Here is a 14,473-nt window from a genome sequence, read left to right on the forward strand (position 1 = left end):
TTGGCTCATAATGACAAAAGTCAAATTATATTTTCTGTACAACATTTGATTGAAAGAAATACAAAACAAAGAAAAAAAACGCAGCAAATCAATCGAATAGTGCCTTTATTACTAAAAATAATTGCTAGCGTTTCTATTGTGACGACACTTGGAATTGTTTTTACGCTCTCTAATGAAACAATCATGTTTTTTCAAAAAATATCATTATACTCCTTTTTGACGGAGAAAGAATGGTTACCATTTTTTGAAGACCCTAAATTCGGTATATTACCACTCATATGTGGAACGTTCCTTATAACTGCAATTGCTATGTTTGTAGCAATTCCTATCGGTTTAGCGTGTGCCGTATTTTTAAGCGAATATGCTTCAAATAGTGCACGGAAAATATTAAAGCCGATGTTAGAGCTATTAGCAGGTATCCCGACAATTGTATATGGTTTTTTTGCATTAACAATTGTTACGCCGCTTTTACAAAGGCTTATACCAGATTTACAGTTTTTTAATGCGATTAGTCCAGGAATCGTTATCGGATTTATGATGATGCCTACCGTTGCATCTCTATCTGAAGACGCGATGAGAGGTGTGGCGAAAGGGACGAAAGAAGCTTCATTAGCACTCGGAGCGACGCGGTTTGAAATGGTAAAACAAGTGGTGTTTCCGTCCGCTTTTACAGGGATTATGGCAGCAATTATATTAGCGGCTTCTCGTGCAATTGGTGAAACGATGATTGTTGTAATTGCAGCAGGATCCACACCAAATGTATCGCTTGATCCGACACATTCAATTCAAACGTTAACAGCCTATATTGTGCAAGTAAGTTTAGGTGATGCTCCGCATGGAACGATTACGTATTACAGCATGTATGCTGTAGGTGCAACGTTATTTTTGTTTACCTTTATTATGAACATCATTTCGCAGTCTATTATGCGCCGTTTTAGGAGGATGACATAATATGCGAATGTTGAATCATAAAAAAATACAAAAAAACATGGCATCACGCTTTTTAAAAGATCGAATTTACAAATTGTTATTTTATATAGCAATTTTATTTTCAATCGTAATTTTGTTTTTGTTACTGTTTCAAATTGTTGAAAAAGGTATAAGTTATCTTTCAATAGATTTCTTTACAAATTTCGCTTCACGTAATCCGAAAGAAGCTGGTATTGCTGCAGCTTTGTCAGGGACAATATTATTTATGAGTATTGTTATACCTGTTTCTTTTATATTTGGAGTTGGAACAGCACTTTATTTAGAGCAATATGCGAAGGAATCTCTATTTAAAAAAATAATAGAGATTAATAATCAAACGTTAGCAGGAGTACCATCCGTTGTATTTGGATTGCTTGGTTTAACTATTTTTGTATATGCTCTTCATTTAGGAGAGAGTATAGTTGCAGCAGCGCTGACGATGAGTTTACTCGTTTTACCAACAGTTGTTGTGGCGAGTCAAGAAGCAATTCGATCAGTACCAAGTGTATTATTAGAGGGTTCTTACGGATTAGGTGCTACGAAGTGGCAAACGATGTATCAAATTGTATTGCCATATGCTTTCCCAGGGATTATAACGGGCTGTACGTTAGCGATATCAAGAGCAATTGGAGAAGCTGCACCACTATTAGTTATTGGGGCACTTGCGTTTGCAAATTATGTTCCATTTAGTATGTTTGATAGATTTACAGTTCTACCAATTCAAATTTTTAATTGGATGAGTAGGCCACAAGAAGAATTTCAGTATGTAGCAGCAGCTGGGATGATTGTTTTGTTAGGTTTGTTGCTATTTATCAATATATTTGTTTTATGGTTACGAAATCGAAAATAAGTTGGAAATGGATGGAAGGGGAATTCAAATGGTAGCAACAGTAGTAAATGTACAGGTGAAAAATGAAGAGAAAATCGAGACTGCGCCAAAGAAGGTAGTATTTGATACGAAAAACTTAAATTTATGGTACGGGGAAGACCATGCTTTAAAAGATATTAATTTAAGTATTCATGAGAATGAAGTTACAGCCATTATCGGTCCAAGTGGCTGTGGTAAATCAACTTACTTAAAAACATTAAATCGCATGGTAGAATTAGTACCGATCGTTCGAACTACAGGTGTAATTGAGTATAGAGAACGCAATATATTTGATAAATCATATCCAGTTGAAGAATTAAGAACGCATGTAGGAATGGTGTTCCAAAAGCCAAATCCATTTCCAAAATCTATTTATGAGAATGTAGCATACGGTCCAAAAATCCATGGTATTCGTGACAAAAAGACATTAGATGAAATTGTTGAAAAAAGTTTACGTGGAGCAGCGATTTGGGATGAGTTAAAAGATCGTTTGCACGATAATGCATACGGTTTATCTGGTGGACAGCAACAGCGTCTATGCATCGCACGCTGCTTAGCTATTGAGCCAGACGTTATTTTAATGGATGAGCCAACATCGGCATTAGACCCAATTTCAACATTAAAAGTAGAAGAATTAATTCAAGAGCTAAAGAAAGATTTTAGTATTGTTATCGTAACGCATAATATGCAACAAGCAGCGCGTATTTCAGACAAAACAGCTTTCTTCTTAAGCGGGGAAGTTGTGGAGTATACAGATACAAACAAATTATTTACGACTCCTTCAGATAAGCGTACAGAAGATTATATTACAGGTCGCTTTGGTTGATATCGTTTCAAAGCTAAGAGCAAATGCCCTCTTAACAGAGGGCATTTCTTATTTTATCTTACTGTTAATAGAGAAGTAATACTTCTCCTTATCTTAAGGTTTATTACAAGCATAAAAGCCCGATTGATGAGGGGTGATTAAAGTTTCACTTTTATATAATGGCACATAATATTGAGGGGGAAGAAAAATGGTAAGAGAACAGTTTCAAGGTGATTTAAAAGCGTTACAGCAAAAGGTGATCGAGCTTGGAGAATTAGCAAATGCGGCTTTATTGATTGCTATGGAAGGTCTGCATACAAGGGATGTAGAGAAAGCGTTAGAGGTCATTGATGGTGATTACCGCATGGATAATTTAGAAGAGGAAATAAACGATCTTGCGCTTATGCTCATTACGAAGCAGCAACCTGTAGCAAGTGACTTAAGAAGGATTTTTATTTCAATTAAAACAGCGACAGATTTAGAGCGTATTGCAGATCATGCTGTTAATATTGCAAAGGCTACAATTCGTCTTGGGGAAAAAGAAGTGGCTGTTAGTTTGCACAACCTGGATGAAATGTTTGCGGTTGCAAATGAGATGTTGCATTTAGCGTTAGAAGCATATGAACAAGAAAATTTAACTTTTGCGAAACAAATTGCTGAAATGGATGATTCCGTTGATGAAATATATGGAAAAGCAATTCGTGAGTTTATATCTTCGGTTCCGGAACAACCAGAAGCAATTACGCAAATTACACAATTATCATTTGTCGCGAGATATATTGAGCGTGTAGCAGATCATATTACAAATATTGCTGAAAATGTCTTTTATTTAGTAAAAGGAAAGCATTATTTATTGAATGAGTAGGAATTAAAGTAGGTGATGGGAAATCACCTGCTTTTTTTAGTCAAAACATGACAAAAAAAGCTCGTTGTTTCCTTTAGTTTATGATGATAAGATGTATCATAATGTAATGGGAAAATTAGTATATATGTTAGTCGTTAATAAGTATTATTTAACAATTAATAGTAAGCGCTTTCTTGTTGTTTGAAATGTACGTTTTTATAGGTGAGAAATTTAATTATATGGTCTTCTAAATGAGGATTTGTTTAACTAATCAAGTTTATGCTGCTAGTTCATGTGGGATAGGGAATATACATATGGTATATGAAGTTACTGAACATTATATAAGTGGAGGCTGAAGTATATGAAGGGGGTTATTTTAGCTGGAGGAAAAGGAAGACGCCTTAGACCATTAACATGTAATACTCCAAAGCCGATGTTACCATTATTAGAAAAACCAGTTTTAGAATATAATATTGAGTTATTACGCCAGCATGGTATTCGTGAAATTGCAATTACTGTTCAATATATGAGTACGACCATTAAGCAATATTTTGGTGACGGTAGTAAATGGGGAGTTAACTTGTATTATTTTGAAGACTCTCCTCCGCTTGGCACAGCAGGGAGTATTAAACAAGCAGAACAATTTTTAGATGAAACATTTGTTGTGATAAGCGGGGATGCATTAACTGACTTTCAATTATCAGAAGGAATTAGGTTTCATGAACAAAAGAAAAGAATGGTAACAATGTTTGTGAAAGAAGTAGAAAATCCACTCTCATTTGGATTGGTTGTAATAAATAAAGACCAGGAGGTTACACGATATATAGAAAAGCCGGGCTGGAATGAGGTAGTATCTAATGTTGTGAATACAGGCATATATATTATGGAGCCAGAAATCTTTTCTTACATACCGCCTAGACAATTTTGTGATTTCAGTCATGATGTGTTTCCGTTATTGGCAAACAAAAATGTATTATTCGCATATTTGTCAGAAGGTTATTGGTTAGATATCGGCACATTTAATCAATATCGACAAGCACAATTTGATTTGTTAACGAAAAAGTTACAAGTACCTATTCCTTATACGGAAGTATTACCGATGGTATGGATGGGAGAAGGGGTGACGATTGGTAAAGGGACGAAAATTCATGGCCCCTCTTTTATTGGAGAAGGAGTAAAGATTGGTACAGGAGCTGTAATTGAGCCATATTCTATTATTGGGAAAAATAGTATCGTTTCAAGTTATTCTCATCTTCAAAAAAGTATTGTTTTTGCGAATGCCCACATTGGGAAGTATTGTGAACTATTAGAAACGACAATAGGAGAGCGTACAATAGTTGAAGATGATGTTACACTGTTTCAAAAAAGCGTTGTAGCGGATCACTGTCATATCGGGAGAAGTACGGTAATTAAGCAAAAAGGAAAAGTATGGCCTTATAAGGCGATTGATAGTCATTCGATAGTAGGAGCGGCTGGTATTCAAGAGAGTGAAATGAGTGCAGGGTGGTTACAAAAAAGCCGCATTGTAGGAAGAGGGAATGTTGAAATTACTCCCCAGTTTATCGTGAAGATTGCGATGGCGTATGGTTCTCTTTTTAAAAAAGGAGAAAGTATATTAATTGGAAGTCAAGAAAATATAGAAACAACCTCTTATAAAAATTTATTTTTACATGCTATTCATGGTATAGGGATTCATACGATGGAATGTAAAGAAATGAACGAGTCACTTTTTCAATATAGTGTTCATCATTTGCAATGTGCAGGTGGTGTTTTCATTCAAGTGGAGAATGAGAATGAGATTGTTATAAAGTTATACGGTCAAGCTGGCATGCCGTTAACGTATAAGCAGCAAAAAGAGATAGAACAAGTATATATGTCCGAATTGTTTTATTACGTGATGGAGAAAGAAATGGGGCGTAATAAGCTGGTTCATGTTTCTATGAATGAGTATATAGAAGTTATATTGGAGCATATTGATATCGAGAAAATACAGATGCAGAAGTTTCATCTTCTTATTAATAAGAGAAATGATACGTTGCAACATTTACTTATGCTCTTTCTGCAAAGACTTGGTTGTACAGTTACATGGATTTATGCAAGCGAACAAAAAGATCATGTGAAAGCTTTGATGAAATCAAGTAAAGCGAATATGGCTCTTATATTTTCTGAGCAAGGAAATCATTTCGAGTTATACGATAAACATAGTAATATTTACCAAGGTACAGATTTGGAAGAGGTAGATATTCCAGATTTCTTACTCGAATCGACAGGAAATATTTACCCAATGTCTTTGAAGTTAGGGGAATGTTATCTTCTATTTTATACGCAGGATGAAAGAAAGGCGTTTCAAGTAAGGTGGAAGCGAGATATTTTATATCGGATTGGAAAATTATTTGAGCTAATAGCATTGCAAGGAAAAACGTTTCTCAGCATAGTGGAGCAATCACCTCCGCTCTATTTACTTTATGATGAAGTGGTATGTTCATGGAATGAAAAAGGGGAAATTATGAGGAAATTATTGGATGATATAGAAAGGAAGGGAGAAGGTATATTTGAAGGAGTACAGTTCAAATATACTGAAAAAGAGTGGTCTTATATCGTTTCTGACACAAAACAACCAAAATTTTTGGTGTATTCACATGCTAGAAACCCAGTAATAGCAAGGGAAAACATGAAAAATCTTATAGAAAAAATTAGACAATATCAAAAGGTGTAGAATTTTTATTTTAAAAGTGGTATTATAGTATAGTCTGATTTAAGTTATTAGTACTGGAGGGAAATAAGAATGCGTGTGAATATTACTCTAGCATGTACAGAATGCGGAGATCGTAACTATATCTCAAAGAAAAATAAACGTAACAACGCTGAGCGTATCGAGCTTAAAAAGTATTGCAAGCGTGACAAGAAGTCTACGTTACACCGTGAAACAAAGTAAGCAGTAGGAATATTTTCCTACTGTTTCTTTTTTTTATTCGATTCCTATGTTAAAAGTGATACACTATCAGCATAGAGTAAAGTGTCACTGTAAGGGGGAGAGTGTGTGAAAGCAGAGAAAGTACGTTTGCGTAAACAAATAATAGAACACATGAATTCTTTATCAGAAGAACAGTATACAACTTTATCAGAACAGATTGCATTTTCGTTGTATGCGCAAAAAGAGTGGATTGAAGCTAAAACAATTGGAATTACTCTTTCAATGGAAAATGAAGTGAATACATATCCTATTATCGAAAAAGCTTGGGAAGAAGGAAAGAAAGTTGTAGTTCCTAAGTGTAATAAAGGAACAAGAACGATGTCCTTCCGGCAAATTAATAATTTTGATCAATTAGAAACGGTGTATATGAATTTACGTGAACCGATTCCCGGGCTTACGGAAGAAGTGAATATGGATGAAATTGATCTTCAAATTGTCCCAGGCGTAGCTTATACAGAACGAGGAGAGCGAATTGGGTACGGCGGTGGCTATTATGATCGTTATCTCGTGCATTATAAAGGGAAAACGCTGTCATTAGCGTATGATTTTCAAATGGTAAAACACATTCCGGTAGAGCCATTTGATAAAAACATAGAAAAAATTATTACAGAAAAAGGAACACTGCTTACAAATAAGCTTGTATAGACAAATAAAAATTGACGAGACTTTTTCTTCTTGATTATAATAAAATATGTGAACGTTTTCTTATTATAATTTTTTATAGTAAGTGAGCATAGAGGGTGATGAAATGGTATCTATTTATGATATTCAGCAATTGCTAAAGAAATTTGGTACGATTATTTATACGGGAGATCGAATTGCAGATTTACAATTAATGCAAGATGAATTGCGTGAATTAAATCAATCACAGCTAATCGATCCACAAGACTATCAAACAGCTTTATTTTTATTGAAGCAAGAAATTCAAAAAGAGCTAAATAAGAATTAGATAAAGGTAGGTAAGCAACATGGAAGAGAAATGGTTAGTTGGTGTTGACCTTGGTGGTACAACGATTAAATTAGCATTTATTAATGTGTACGGTGAAATTTTACATAAGTGGGAAATCCCTACGAATACAGGTGAGCAAGGAAAACATATTACACTTGATGTTGCGAAAGCAATTGATAAAAAGCTAGAAGAATTAGGCGAATTGAAGAGCAAGTTAATTGGTATTGGTATGGGAGCTCCTGGTCCTGTACATGTGGCGTCTGGAATGATTTATGAAGCAGTTAATTTAGGATGGAAAAACTATCCGTTAAAAGATTTATTAGAAGTAGAAACAGGATTACCTGTTGTTATTGATAATGATGCAAACTTAGCAGCGCTTGGTGAAATGTGGAAAGGTGCTGGTGAAGGTGCAAAAGATTTAATATGTATGACACTTGGTACGGGCGTTGGTGGTGGTGTAATCGCCAATGGTGAGATTGTGCACGGCGTGAGTGGTGCTGCTGGTGAGATTGGACATATTACAGTCGTTACAGAAAATGCTTTCCCATGTAATTGCGGGAAGTCTGGTTGCTTAGAAACAGTAGCATCTGCGACAGGTATTGTACGTGTTGCTATGCAAAAAATACAAGAGACTAATAAAGAGAGCATGTTGCGTTCTATGTTAGCTGAAGAAGGACGTATTACATCAAAAGATGTCTTTGAAGCACTTGGACAAGGTGATGAATTAGCAGGTGAAGTAGTAGAAAAAGTAGCCTCTTATTTAGGATTAGCTGTAGCGAACCTTTCTAGTACATTGAACCCAGAGAAAATTGTTATTGGTGGAGGCGTGTCTAAAGCTGGAGATGCGCTATTAGAACCAATTCAACGCTATTTCGAGCAATACGCTTTCTCACGTGCTGTAAAGAGCACGAAGTTAGCTATTGCAACACTTGGTAATGATGCAGGTGTTATCGGAGGAGCTTGGCTTGTAAAAAAGCACAAATACGAAGCGAAGATGATATAAGTTGTGAAATATGAAAAGAGGAAGGGGGAACCCTTCCTCTTTTTGTGTGAAATCTCGATGAAGAATAAAGTGTAAACGAATTAAGCTGCTGGTGGATACCCGTTATATAGAACAGTCATGATCGTAAACCATCCGAAAACGAGTACAGTTGCAATTGCAAAGCCGCTCGCGAAAAAGTTTTTTTCACGAAGTGTTCTAAGCGTAGCAAATACAGCTAACAGAGTGACAAGTGTAAAAATAATAACAAGGCCCATACAATATCCTCCTCTGTCTACCCATTTCTTATTATGAGTTTTTGGAATATTTACTCTTTTATATTGTACATGTTTTAAAAATGATTGTCGAGATAGCATCCTTTCTTTTCCTCAGAGAAAGAAATGTTGTATCATTAAAAGTAAGTTTAATAACTGGAGGAGATTTTCATATGAAATGGATACAAATGCCGTTAGGCCCATTACAAACAAATGCTTATATTTTAATGAACGATCAAAAAGAGTGCATTATCTTTGACCCTGGTCATGAAGGTGAAAAGCTCGTTACATATTTACAAGAAGAACAATTAAAACCATTAGCTGTTTTATTAACACATGCTCACTTTGATCATATCGGTGCTGTTGATGCGGTAAGAGACACTTTTCATATTCCTGTGTACGTACATAAAGAAGAAGCAGATTGGTTAGGAGATGCAACTGTAAACGGCTCTCAAATTTTTATGATGAACCGCAGTATTACAGCAAAACCAGCGGATCATATTATTGATGCAGAAGGTACATTAACAATTGGATCATTTAATTTTGAAATTTTTGAGACACCAGGACATTCTCCAGGAAGTATTTCTTATTATAGTAAAGAGGCGAATGCTGTATTCTCAGGAGATGTATTGTTCCAAATGAGCATTGGAAGAACAGATTTACCTGGTGGAAGTTTCGCTGAATTAATTGGAAGTATTGAAGAGAAATTATTTGTATTACCAGATGAAACAGCGGTTTTATGTGGACATGGTCCAGAAACAAGCATTGGCTTTGAAAAAGAAAATAATCCGTTTTTACAATAAGGAGTCATTATGGGAATGGAGCTCATTTTAAGAGAATGGATGGGGAAAGAAAAGGATTATTCAATTTCATATAGTACGTATATGAACCTTGTATTGTATACAGAAGGTCATGGATATTATATGAAAGAACGTGAAAAGATTGGAAGACAAGGGGATTTTTTTACAAGTAGCAACGTATCCTCTGTGTTTGCAAAAACTTTTGCTAAACTTTTTATTCGTCTTGTTGAAAATGGTGAAGTTGCTCCGAATATTTGTGAAATTGGCGGAGGAACAGGGAAGTTTGCCTATGATGTTTTACAAGAATGGAAGCAAGTATCTCCAAAAACCTTTATTGATTTAAACTATTCAATGATTGAAGTGAGCCCCTTTCATAGAAAATTACAGCATGAGCACCTTGGCTCATTTTCTAATGTATCGTACTATACCTCCTATAGTGAAATGGGAGATTCTTTCGAGGGAATTCTTTTTTCGAATGAGTTGTTTGATGCATTTCCTGTTGAAATAATTGAGAAAAGAAATGGTATGTTGTATGAAGTACGTATTACATATACAGAGGAAGGAAACCTTTCAGAAGTATGTAGGCCGTTAGATAAAAGAATTGGTCGCTATTTATTAAAATATAATATTCATATTGCTGAAGGGCAACGTTTTGAAGTACCAATTGTGATGGAGGAGTATATAAAAGAAATTGCGAAATGGTTTCAAAAAGGTATATGTATTACAGTTGATTACGGATACACAAAAGAAGAATGGATGCATCCAGCACACCGTGAAGGAAGTTTGCGAGGGTATTATCAGCATAAGCTAATACGTAACCCACTAGCGCATCCAGGTGAAATGGATCTTACTACTCATATTCATTGGGACGAGCTAAAGGAGATGTTTAGTATGCAAGGAATGAGTGCAGTATGGCATAAGAAACAATCTGAGTTCTTGTTAGCTGCAGGGATATTAGAACAGCTTACGAGCCATCAAGATATGAATCCTTTTTCTGAAACGCAAAAACAAAATCGAGCCGTTCGTTCTATGATTTTGAATGGAGGAGTAGGGAGTGCATTTGATGTTGTTATACATACAAAAGATATGCAACATTTACATTTGGATCGGTATGTAACAATATAAAAAACAAGACACAGTATATACTGTGTCTTGTTTTTTAATACGACTTATGTAGTATTATATATTTCCTCTCATGATATATATTTATATTAAAGATATGAGATGAAAAATATAGAATACGTTCTTTTTCTTCGATTATTAGTCCCTAACCTAATAATACGCGAACGAGTTGAATGATTGTTTCATTCTCTACTTTGTAATAAATTTCCAATCCTTTTCTTTCACTAGAAACGATTTTAGCGCTTTTTAATTTTGCTAAATGCTGTGAAATTGTAGATTGTGGCATGTTTAAGCCAGTATACATTGTAGAAACGTTGCTTGGACCGCGCTCGATTAATCCTTTTACGATACATAAACGAACAGGATGAGCTAGCACTTTTAATAATTCTGCATTACTTTCATATAGTTCTAATTCTTTTTGAAAGGTTTCTAACATGTTCTTTTCCACCTCCGTGTGAGCTATTATACCATACTATACATACCAAAAATTTAAAGAAAAGAAAATAGTTGTTGCAGAAAAAAAGTCCTAAAGTAAAGAAATTGTAAGAAAAGAGACCCTGATGTAAATAAAATAGGTAAATTAGCATGTTTTTGTAAAATGACATTTTTGGGTGAAAATTTCGATGCGTTTTAAAAATTGAAAGATATAGATATATTTCAATTTTATCATGATTTTCTTATTCTTTCAAATGAATATACAAAATTTTTAAAATAATATGACAAAGGAATTATAATGATATATATAGAATATAAAACAGGTTAAAAGAAAAGAAGCTGAATGTAATTCGCTTCTTTATGGTGATAATGAAATATTTGCTTACGGCTGATAAATCTTAGGATGATCAAGTCATTAGTCATTTATTCTAAAATTCATCTTTTAGCAACGTTAAAAACCTGTGATTCCATATGTTCTCATAAAAATCAATTGTCTCTTTTGCGGACATAAAAGGATTATTCAACGTAGAGGTTGTTTTCTGTACCATAAAGTTTTCGTATCCTAGTCCGTGGGCAAACTTAATCGTAGCATCCATACAGTACTCTGTTTGGGCGCCACAAAATTCAATGCAATTTACAGATAATTGATCTAAAATTTCTTTTAAGTTTGTTTTATAAAATGAATTTGCATGTGTTTTTCTTACAAAAAAATCTTGTTCTTGAACATCTAGATCGGTATGAATAGCCCAAAGTTCTTTCTCGGGTACTAAATCATCATCACAATGTTGAACAAAAAGGATTGGTTTATTTAATTTTCTGTATGAATAAATTCTTTTATTTACTTTTGTTAGTAAGTTCTGTAAATCAAATAAATGCTCCTCGCTATAACATACGCCATTTTGTAAATCGATAACGATTAAAATATCTGAACAAATATCCATTATTTTCACCCCTTTTTATTTCTTAATATATCAATTAATCCATTATTTAGAAATAGATGATATACTTTTATTTTTTTATGGACTATAAGAAAAGAAGAAATTCAAATGAATATAACTAAAACGCAGAAAAAGAAGATATGAAAACCTAATCTCATATCTTCTTTTTCTCTATGCATTTACAGGTTCTTCTACATAAGAAAGGGCATTTTCAAAATCGGATATTAAATCGTTAACATTTTCAAGACCGACTGATAACCGAAGTAATGAATTAGAGATTCCTCTTTCATCACGAGCTTCTTGCGACAGTGCTGCATGTGACATTTTTGCTGGATAAGAAAGAATTGACTCTACAGCTCCTAAACTAACTGCAAAAACAGGTAATTTTACTTTTGATAAAAATTGGCGGAGTGCATCTTCTGACTGCAAAGTAAACGATAAGACCGCTCCAGCTGATGTTGCTTGAGATTGTTGAATATCAAATCCGAGATGTGTTTGTAATCCCGGATAATAGACATTTTGTACTTTAGCGTGCTCTTGTAAATAATGTGCGATTTTATTGGCATTTTTAGCTGAATGCTCGAGGCGTACGTGCAATGTTTTTAGACCGCGAAGTACGAGAGAACAATCTTGAGGTCCTAAAATAGCACCGAATGCATTTTGTAAAAATCCAAGCTTTTGAGCGAGTTCTGCATCTTTTACTACTGCTAATCCGGCAGTAACATCACTATGACCAGCAATAAATTTTGTAGCACTATGAAGAACGACATCAGCTCCAAGTTCAAGTGGTTTTTGGAATAGTGGTGTCAAAAATGTATTATCAACAAAAGTAAGAGCGCCAATAGATTTTGCGAGTTTAGAAACCTCGCGAATATCTGTCACTTTTAAAAGTGGGTTAGAAGGTGTTTCTACATAAAAGAGCTTTGTATTTGGTTTCATGTTTTGTTTTATTTCTTCTAAATTGGTCATATCAACAAATGTATGTGAAACACCGTAACGGGAGAGTACCTCAGTTATCACTCGGTAAGTGCCTCCGTACACATCTTCTGAAATGAGTACGTGATCACCTTGTGAAAGAAGGAGGAATGCAGTGGAAATCGCTGCAATGCCTGATGCAAAGGCGAATCCTTTTGTTCCGCCTTCTAATAAAGCAATGATATCTTCAAGAGCTTCACGAGTTGGATTTCCTGACCTGCTATAGTCATATTTTCCGAACGTATCTACATCAAACTGGTGAAAAGTTGATGTGTTATAAATAGGAACGTTCACAGCGCCTGTTTGCGAGTCATGTTTATATTGGTTGTGTAGTAAGAGTGTATCTATAGAATAGCTCATATTCTTACACCTTCTTTTACGAGTTTAATGGCTTGCTTTAAGTCTTGAATTAAATCGTTACTATTTTCAATGCCAACTGAGAATCGAAGAAGACGATTGCATACGCCGTTTGCTGTTCTAATTTCTTCAGGAATATCAGCATGTGTTTGCGTTGCTGGATAAGTCATTAAACTTTCTACACCACCAAGACTTTCGGCAAATGTAATTAAGGATAAAGATTGTAAGAATGGATTAATCCAAGCTTCATCTTTAAGGCGGAATGAAATCATGCCGCCTCTTCCTGGATAAAATACATCTGTCACCCCGTCTTCATCATTTAAATACGCAACAACTGCTTTCGCATTTTCTTCATGTTGTCTCATGCGAAGCGCTAACGTTTTCATACCGCGAATTAATAACCATGAGTCAAATGGGCTTAAAACTGCACCTGATGCATTATGATAATGAGCGATTTCCTCGCAAAGTTCCTTTCCTTTTGCAACGACAAGCCCGCTTAGTACATCGTTATGTCCCCCTAAATATTTCGTTGCGCTATGAAGCACAATGTCAGCACCTTCTGTTAATGGTTGCTGTATATAAGGTGTGTAGAATGTGTTGTCTACAATAAGAAGTAGTCCGTGCCTTTTCGCTACAGTTGCGACAGCAGCAATATCAGTAACTTGCATTAATGGATTAGTTGGAGTTTCTATGAAAATAGCCTTCGTTTCAGTTGTGATAGCTTGCTCAATTTGTTTAATAGACTGTGTATTTACGTATCTACATCGAACATTCCACTTTTTTTCATGCTCAGAAAATAATCGATACGTTCCCCCGTATAAATCTTCAGATACAATAAGTTCGTCTCCAGAGCGGAATAGAGAAAGGACGAGGAGAACAGCCGCCATCCCTGAACTACAGGCATAACCTTGTTCGCCATATTCTAAGTCTGCGATCGCCTGTTCTAAAAGACAGCGAGTTGGATTACCAGTTCGTGAATAGTCAAAGCCAGTAGATTTACCAATTCCTTCGTGGCGATAAGCGGTTGAGAAATAAACTGGTGGATTAACCGTTCCAGTTGTAGTTTCACTACGATTTCCGATTTGTGCTAGTTTTGTTTCGATTGTTGACATGTGAAAATTCCTCCTTTTTAAATTGAAACATTAAGTGAATATAAAATAAAAAAAGCCTTCTAAGAAGAAGG

Annotated in this window: 16 protein-coding genes; 11 read left to right on the forward strand and 5 right to left on the reverse strand. The window is 35.0% G+C overall.

Translation table 11 applies throughout. The features are described 5' to 3' along the window. The 9 genes from pstC to glcK all read left to right on the forward strand — a co-directional run bounded on the left by pstC (nt 1) and on the right by glcK (nt 8,412). Nucleotides 1-951 (forward strand): phosphate ABC transporter permease subunit PstC, encoded by a 951-nt coding sequence (gene pstC / locus ACTFR8_RS11325; protein WP_252209692.1) that lies wholly within the window; start codon nt 1-3, stop codon nt 949-951. A 1-nt stretch (nt 952) separates the two neighbouring features. Further along, nucleotides 953-1,819, forward strand: a complete 867-nt coding sequence (gene pstA, locus ACTFR8_RS11330; protein WP_001242557.1) for a phosphate ABC transporter permease PstA — start codon at nt 953-955, stop codon at nt 1,817-1,819. A gap of 28 nt (nt 1,820-1,847) precedes the next feature. Then, a complete protein-coding gene (gene pstB, locus ACTFR8_RS11335) occupies nt 1,848-2,663 on the forward strand; it encodes a phosphate ABC transporter ATP-binding protein (RefSeq protein ID WP_000226681.1) in 816 nt (271 codons plus the stop codon). A gap of 187 nt (nt 2,664-2,850) precedes the next feature. After that, complete coding sequence (phoU, locus tag ACTFR8_RS11340; RefSeq protein ID WP_000251240.1) at nt 2,851-3,507, forward strand: phosphate signaling complex protein PhoU; 657 nt, start codon at nt 2,851-2,853, stop codon at nt 3,505-3,507. Nucleotides 3,508-3,847: 340 nt separating this feature from the next. Beyond that, nucleotides 3,848-6,202 carry a sugar phosphate nucleotidyltransferase gene (locus ACTFR8_RS11345; RefSeq protein WP_000679333.1) on the forward strand — a complete coding sequence of 785 codons (2,355 nt, stop codon included), beginning with the start codon at nt 3,848-3,850 and terminating at the stop codon, nt 6,200-6,202. A 69-nt stretch (nt 6,203-6,271) separates the two neighbouring features. Next, on the forward strand, nt 6,272-6,421 hold the full coding sequence (gene rpmG / locus ACTFR8_RS11350) for a 50S ribosomal protein L33 (RefSeq protein WP_001265616.1): 150 nt from the start codon (nt 6,272-6,274) through the stop codon (nt 6,419-6,421). A 105-nt stretch (nt 6,422-6,526) separates the two neighbouring features. Then, complete coding sequence (locus tag ACTFR8_RS11355) at nt 6,527-7,105, forward strand: 5-formyltetrahydrofolate cyclo-ligase (protein WP_030028089.1); 579 nt, start codon at nt 6,527-6,529, stop codon at nt 7,103-7,105. A gap of 103 nt (nt 7,106-7,208) precedes the next feature. Then, nucleotides 7,209-7,409, forward strand: coding sequence for a YqgQ family protein (locus ACTFR8_RS11360; RefSeq protein ID WP_000253699.1), 201 nt, complete (start codon nt 7,209-7,211; stop codon nt 7,407-7,409). Between the two features lie 19 nt (nt 7,410-7,428). Then, nucleotides 7,429-8,412, forward strand: a complete 984-nt coding sequence (glcK, locus tag ACTFR8_RS11365) for a glucokinase (protein ID WP_000391701.1) — start codon at nt 7,429-7,431, stop codon at nt 8,410-8,412. An 80-nt stretch (nt 8,413-8,492) separates the two neighbouring features. Here the strand turns inward: glcK and ACTFR8_RS11370 are convergent, their stop codons facing one another. After that, complete coding sequence (locus ACTFR8_RS11370) at nt 8,493-8,666, reverse strand: DUF2759 domain-containing protein (RefSeq protein WP_000524852.1); 174 nt, start codon at nt 8,664-8,666, stop codon at nt 8,493-8,495. A gap of 170 nt (nt 8,667-8,836) precedes the next feature. Here ACTFR8_RS11370 and ACTFR8_RS11375 point away from each other — a divergent pair, with 170 nt between their 5' ends. Then, nucleotides 8,837-9,466 (forward strand): MBL fold metallo-hydrolase, encoded by a 630-nt coding sequence (locus tag ACTFR8_RS11375; RefSeq protein WP_000871233.1) that lies wholly within the window; start codon nt 8,837-8,839, stop codon nt 9,464-9,466. A gap of 9 nt (nt 9,467-9,475) precedes the next feature. Continuing rightward, nucleotides 9,476-10,588 (forward strand): class I SAM-dependent methyltransferase, encoded by a 1,113-nt coding sequence (locus ACTFR8_RS11380; protein WP_100619264.1) that lies wholly within the window; start codon nt 9,476-9,478, stop codon nt 10,586-10,588. Nucleotides 10,589-10,730: 142 nt separating this feature from the next. Here ACTFR8_RS11380 and ACTFR8_RS11385 read toward each other — a convergent pair whose 3' ends face one another. The 4 genes from ACTFR8_RS11385 to metI all read right to left on the reverse strand — a co-directional run bounded on the left by ACTFR8_RS11385 (nt 10,731) and on the right by metI (nt 14,402). Next, on the reverse strand, nt 10,731-11,021 hold the full coding sequence (locus ACTFR8_RS11385; protein WP_000894377.1) for an ArsR/SmtB family transcription factor: 291 nt from the start codon (nt 11,019-11,021) through the stop codon (nt 10,731-10,733). Between the two features lie 427 nt (nt 11,022-11,448). Beyond that, the gene (locus tag ACTFR8_RS11390) at nt 11,449-11,961 is read right to left on the reverse strand and encodes a cysteine hydrolase family protein (RefSeq protein WP_000350341.1); all 513 of its coding nucleotides are present in this window, start codon (nt 11,959-11,961) and stop codon (nt 11,449-11,451) included. A gap of 168 nt (nt 11,962-12,129) precedes the next feature. Then, nucleotides 12,130-13,293, reverse strand: a complete 1,164-nt coding sequence (gene metC, locus ACTFR8_RS11395) for a cystathionine beta-lyase (RefSeq protein WP_000122301.1) — start codon at nt 13,291-13,293, stop codon at nt 12,130-12,132. Beyond that, complete coding sequence (gene metI, locus ACTFR8_RS11400) at nt 13,290-14,402, reverse strand: cystathionine gamma-synthase/O-acetylhomoserine thiolyase (RefSeq protein ID WP_030028076.1); 1,113 nt, start codon at nt 14,400-14,402, stop codon at nt 13,290-13,292. Before metI ends, metC begins: the two co-directional genes overlap by 4 nt. Between the last annotated feature and the right edge of the window lie 71 nt (nt 14,403-14,473).

The sequence above is a fragment of the Bacillus cereus group sp. MYBK15-3 genome (assembly GCF_051916765.1).
Lineage (GTDB): Bacteria > Bacillota > Bacilli > Bacillales > Bacillaceae_G > Bacillus_A > Bacillus_A cereus.

Bases quoted from the DNA above. Each gene is read 5' to 3' on its own strand.
- ACTFR8_RS11385 (WP_000894377.1), bottom strand. From the start codon at position 11,021: ATGTTAGAAACCTTTCAAAAAGAATTAGAACTATATGAAAGTAATGCA.
- phoU (WP_000251240.1), top strand. From the start codon at position 2,851: ATGGTAAGAGAACAGTTTCAAGGTGATTTAAAAGCGTTACAGCAAAAG.
- pstB (WP_000226681.1), top strand. From the start codon at position 1,848: ATGGTAGCAACAGTAGTAAATGTACAGGTGAAAAATGAAGAGAAAATC.
- rpmG (WP_001265616.1), top strand. From the start codon at position 6,272: ATGCGTGTGAATATTACTCTAGCATGTACAGAATGCGGAGATCGTAAC.
- metC (WP_000122301.1), bottom strand. From the start codon at position 13,293: ATGAGCTATTCTATAGATACACTCTTACTACACAACCAATATAAACAT.
- pstA (WP_001242557.1), top strand. From the start codon at position 953: ATGCGAATGTTGAATCATAAAAAAATACAAAAAAACATGGCATCACGC.
- ACTFR8_RS11375 (WP_000871233.1), top strand. From the start codon at position 8,837: ATGAAATGGATACAAATGCCGTTAGGCCCATTACAAACAAATGCTTAT.
- metI (WP_030028076.1), bottom strand. From the start codon at position 14,402: ATGTCAACAATCGAAACAAAACTAGCACAAATCGGAAATCGTAGTGAA.
- ACTFR8_RS11390 (WP_000350341.1), bottom strand. From the start codon at position 11,961: ATGGATATTTGTTCAGATATTTTAATCGTTATCGATTTACAAAATGGC.
- ACTFR8_RS11360 (WP_000253699.1), top strand. From the start codon at position 7,209: ATGGTATCTATTTATGATATTCAGCAATTGCTAAAGAAATTTGGTACG.
- glcK (WP_000391701.1), top strand. From the start codon at position 7,429: ATGGAAGAGAAATGGTTAGTTGGTGTTGACCTTGGTGGTACAACGATT.
- ACTFR8_RS11370 (WP_000524852.1), bottom strand. From the start codon at position 8,666: ATGGGCCTTGTTATTATTTTTACACTTGTCACTCTGTTAGCTGTATTT.
- ACTFR8_RS11345 (WP_000679333.1), top strand. From the start codon at position 3,848: ATGAAGGGGGTTATTTTAGCTGGAGGAAAAGGAAGACGCCTTAGACCA.
- ACTFR8_RS11380 (WP_100619264.1), top strand. From the start codon at position 9,476: ATGGGAATGGAGCTCATTTTAAGAGAATGGATGGGGAAAGAAAAGGAT.